Annotated in this window: 4 protein-coding genes; 3 read left to right on the plus strand and 1 reads right to left on the minus strand. The window is 69.7% G+C overall.

The annotated features are described in order from the left end of the window. The 3 genes from AC1DU6_RS23240 to AC1DU6_RS23250 form a co-directional block, all read left to right on the plus strand. Nucleotides 1-1,045: M3 family metallopeptidase (locus AC1DU6_RS23240; RefSeq protein WP_477859929.1), on the plus strand; the 1,045-nt coding region annotated here is incomplete at its 5' end. A 64-nt stretch (nt 1,046-1,109) separates the two neighbouring features. Beyond that, on the plus strand, nt 1,110-2,123 hold the full coding sequence (locus AC1DU6_RS23245) for a hypothetical protein (protein ID WP_457325020.1): 1,014 nt from the start codon (nt 1,110-1,112) through the stop codon (nt 2,121-2,123). Beyond that, the gene (locus AC1DU6_RS23250) at nt 2,120-2,902 is read left to right on the plus strand and encodes a hypothetical protein (RefSeq protein ID WP_457325019.1); all 783 of its coding nucleotides are present in this window, start codon (nt 2,120-2,122) and stop codon (nt 2,900-2,902) included. The genes AC1DU6_RS23245 and AC1DU6_RS23250 overlap by 4 nt, the downstream gene beginning before the upstream one ends. On the opposite strand, the gene AC1DU6_RS23255 is transcribed toward AC1DU6_RS23250, so the two are convergent. Next, nucleotides 2,880-3,741 (minus strand): YeeE/YedE thiosulfate transporter family protein (locus AC1DU6_RS23255; RefSeq protein ID WP_477859932.1); only part of this gene is annotated, 862 nt, incomplete at its 5' end. The genes AC1DU6_RS23250 and AC1DU6_RS23255 overlap by 23 nt on opposite strands.

A 3,741-nucleotide genomic window follows, 5' to 3' on the forward strand; every position in this document is an offset into this window, starting at 1 on the left:
GCCCTGGGATTGGCGCTTCTACGCCGAGCAGGCCAGGCGCGCCCGCTTCGAGCTGGACGAGGCCGAGGTCAAGCCCTACTTCTCGCTGGAGCGCATGGTGGCGGCGATGTTCGACTGCGCCAGCCRCCTGTTCGGCCTGCAATTCAAGGCCCGGCCCGACCTCGCCGGCTACCACGCCGACGTGCGCGCCTATGAGGTCTTCAACGCCGACGGCAGTCTGCGCGGCCTTTTCCTGCAGGACAACTTCGCCCGCCCGACCAAGCGCAGCGGCGCCTGGATGAACGCGATGCGCAACCAGAGCCGCGCGCTGGGTGCGACGCCGGTCATCCTGAACAACAACAACTTCGCCCGCGGCGCCGCTGGCGAGCCCACGCTGCTGAGCTTCGACGATGTGCGCACGCTCTTCCACGAATTTGGCCACGGCCTGCACGGCCTGCTGTCCAGCGTCGAGCATGAGCGCCTGGCGGGCACTCAGGTGCTGCGCGACTTTGTCGAGCTGCCCTCCCAGCTCTACGAGCACTGGATGGCCGAGCCCCAGGTGCTGAAGACCTTCGCCCGTCACTGGCAGACCGACGAGCCGCTGCCCGATGCGCTGCTGGCCAAGCTGCAGGCCGCGCGCCAGTTCGGCCAGGGCTACGAGACGCTGCGCTACACGGCCAGCGCCCTCGTCGACATGGCCGCGCACGCGCTGCCGGCAGCACCTGATGACGTGGTTGCATTCGAGCGCGAAACGCTCGAAAAGTGGCAGCTGCCCAGCGAGGTCGGCCTCAATCACCGATTGACGCACTTCCAGCACTTGTTCAGCAGCGCTGGCTATGCGGCGGGCTACTACGTCTACCTGTGGGCGGAGGTGCTGGACTGCGACGCCTTCGACGCCTTCGTCGAGGCCGGCAATGTGTTCGATGCGGCGGTCGCTGCGCGGCTGCGCGAGTGCATCTATTCGACTGGCAACAGCCGCGAGCCGGGCGAGGCCTTCCGCGCCTTCCGCGGTCGCGATCCTGTTGTCGAACCGATGCTGAAGGACAGAGGCCTGCTGCCGGCCTGAGGTAAAACCTCGGTTGTCACGGTCGCCCTGCGTGCGATCCGGGCGTTACCAGGGAGTCCAAAAAATGTCCAAACGTCGCATCGGCCTGTCGGCCACCGTCCTCGCCTGCCTGTTCGGCCTCGCCGCCTGCGGCGGTGGTGGCTCTGGCGGCGCGCCAAGCGGCCCCACGCCGACCGAGTCCACCATGCTCGGCATCAGCGCGAGCAACTACCAGGTGGTGGGCCAGTCCACCGTGTCCAGCGCCTTTTTCCTCAATGACACCAGCGGCGTGTTCACCGGCGCTGAGACGGGTGGCGACCCGCGCCTGCTGCACCATGCCGTCGACACGGCGCGCCGCGCCATGCGTGTGGCCAGCGGGCGCCAGGCCTTGCTGGCCGGCGCCGAGGTGCGCGAGACCGTGCCCTGCAGCCAGGGCGGCAGCCTGTTGGTGAGCGTCAACGACAGCAACAACAACGGCAACTTCGACCTCGGCGACAGCCTCACCATCGACGCGCAATCCTGCAAGGAGGGCGGCGACGTCATGCAGGGCCGCATCGCGCTGAGCGTGCAGGCCCTCGCTGGCGTCTACGACAGCAACAACTACAGCGCGACGCTGGCGATGACGCTGACAGCCTTCGGCGTCACGACAGGCAGCGACATGGCCCAGGGCGACGGCACGATCACATTGACGGTCGGCCAGACCCCTGCCGGCGTGGGCGAGGTGACGCTGGCCACCAGCCGCCTCGTGCTGAGTGGCCGCGCTGGCGGCCAGAATTTCACGATGACGCTGACGGACACCAAGCTGGCGCTGCGCATCGAGCCCATCAGCGGCAGCCTGCGCACGAGCATCAGCTACAACAGCAGCCTGGCCAGCAGCAGTTTGGACAACAAGCAGGTGCTGATCACGACACCCCAGCCCCTCATCATCGTCGGCGACAGCGCCTACCCGAGCAGCGGCCAGCTGATGGTCAAGGGCCATGCGAGTTCGACATTGCGCATCTCCGCCGTGAATGGCAGCCAGGCTCGGCTGGAACTGGATGCCGAGGGCGACGGCAACTACGAGACGCAGATGCTGAAGACCTGGACCGAGCTGGAGTGAGGGGCGCCGTCACACTGGCCCTGCTCGCAGGGCTGCTGGCGCCGGCCGCGCGGGCCGATTCGCCGTGGCAGGCCGAGCTGGCGGGCCAGCAGGAATGGCAGCAATGGCGTGAAACCGCCAGCGACGGCCGCCGCCTGCTGACCGAAGACGGTCGGCTGAGCGGCCTGGCCGCCACCTGGCGCTGGGCGCCGCCGGGCTCGGCCACGGCGGCCTTGCGGGTTGGCGTGTTGCGCGGAGCGCGCGACTACCGAGGCTTCAGCAACCAGGGCAATGAGGTGCAGACGCGCAGCGATGTCGCCCATGACTTCATTCGCATCGAGGGGGGCCTGGCGCCACAGCCGCTGATCGCCGGCTGGCAGGGGCAAGCCCTGGCCGCCGCCGAATTCTGGCAGTGGCGCCGGCGCCTGCGCGACGCCGGCAGCGTCAGCGGCTATCCCGAGCGCTATCGCCAGGGTCTGCTGCTGCTGGGCCTGCAGGCCAACAGCGAATCGGGCTGGCGGATGGGCATCGAAGCCGGTGGTGGCCCCCATGGCCACAACCGCGTGCAACTGCCGGGGCGCGACCCAGCCGAGCTGCCTCTGGGCAGTGCCCGTGCCTGGCGGGCCAGCGTGGGCGACGCCCTCCTGCCGGGATGGCGCTGGGCCTTGACGGCTGAACGCCTGACGCTGGACGCCGGCGATGAGCGCCCCGTCACGCTGCAGGGCGTACCGCTGCAGTCGGCCCGCCAGCCGCACACGGCGCTGCGCCGCCTGCAGCTCAGCCTCGTCTGGACCGGCTAGCCCATTGGGCCAGCGCGATGACGGCGCACATCGTCGCGAAGGCCATCCAGGCGTAGGGCCACAGCAGAGGCAGGCCGAGCAGGATGAGGCCGTCATTGCCACCGGGGATCAGCAGGCTGCCCCAGCCCATCAGCAGGCCGCCGATCAGGCAACGCACCAGGCCGGCCGCGCTCGGCGGGCGGGCCTTCAACAGCCCGGCGTGCCAGCCGCCGAAGATGGCGCCGGCCAGCAGGCAGGCGAAGAGGGTGAGTCGCGCGGCGCTGCGCATGGTCATGCCGTGGGCCAGCTCGGCCAGCGCGTCGGTGTAGGCCCAGGCGCCTTCGAGCAGCAGCAGTGCCAGAAAGCTCAGGCCGATGGAGACAGTGGCCGTGTGCGGCGTCCACCACGGCTGGCGCCTGCGCACGAAGGCGCGCCACAACGAAAAGGCGGCAAACACCAGCCCCAGCGCGGCGGGTGCCACCCACAGCGGTGATCCGGCCGGCAGCGGTTGCGGCCGGACCGCGGCGAACAGGCCATCCACGCTGGCGCAGCCGACATAGAAGCCCAGCGGCGTTGCCAGATAGGCCCACTCGCCATTGCCCAGCCGCGCGATGGCGCCGAAGACGCAGGCCTGGTTGACGAAGGCGCCCAGGCCCAGCAGGGCGGCGCCCAGCAACGTCCAAACGGTCAGTGCAAAGGGCGCGGGCAGGATTGGTTGGGGAAGAGGCAGCAAGCGCAACAACAGCAGTCCGCCGGCCACCCACAGCGAGGCTTCCAGCAGGCTGCGCAGGCGGCTGGCCTTGCGCTGGTCAACGAGTTCGCCCACGGCGGCGACCGTACAGGTGGCGCCGCGCTGGATG

It is taken from the genome of Roseateles sp. P5_B10 (assembly GCF_056400485.1).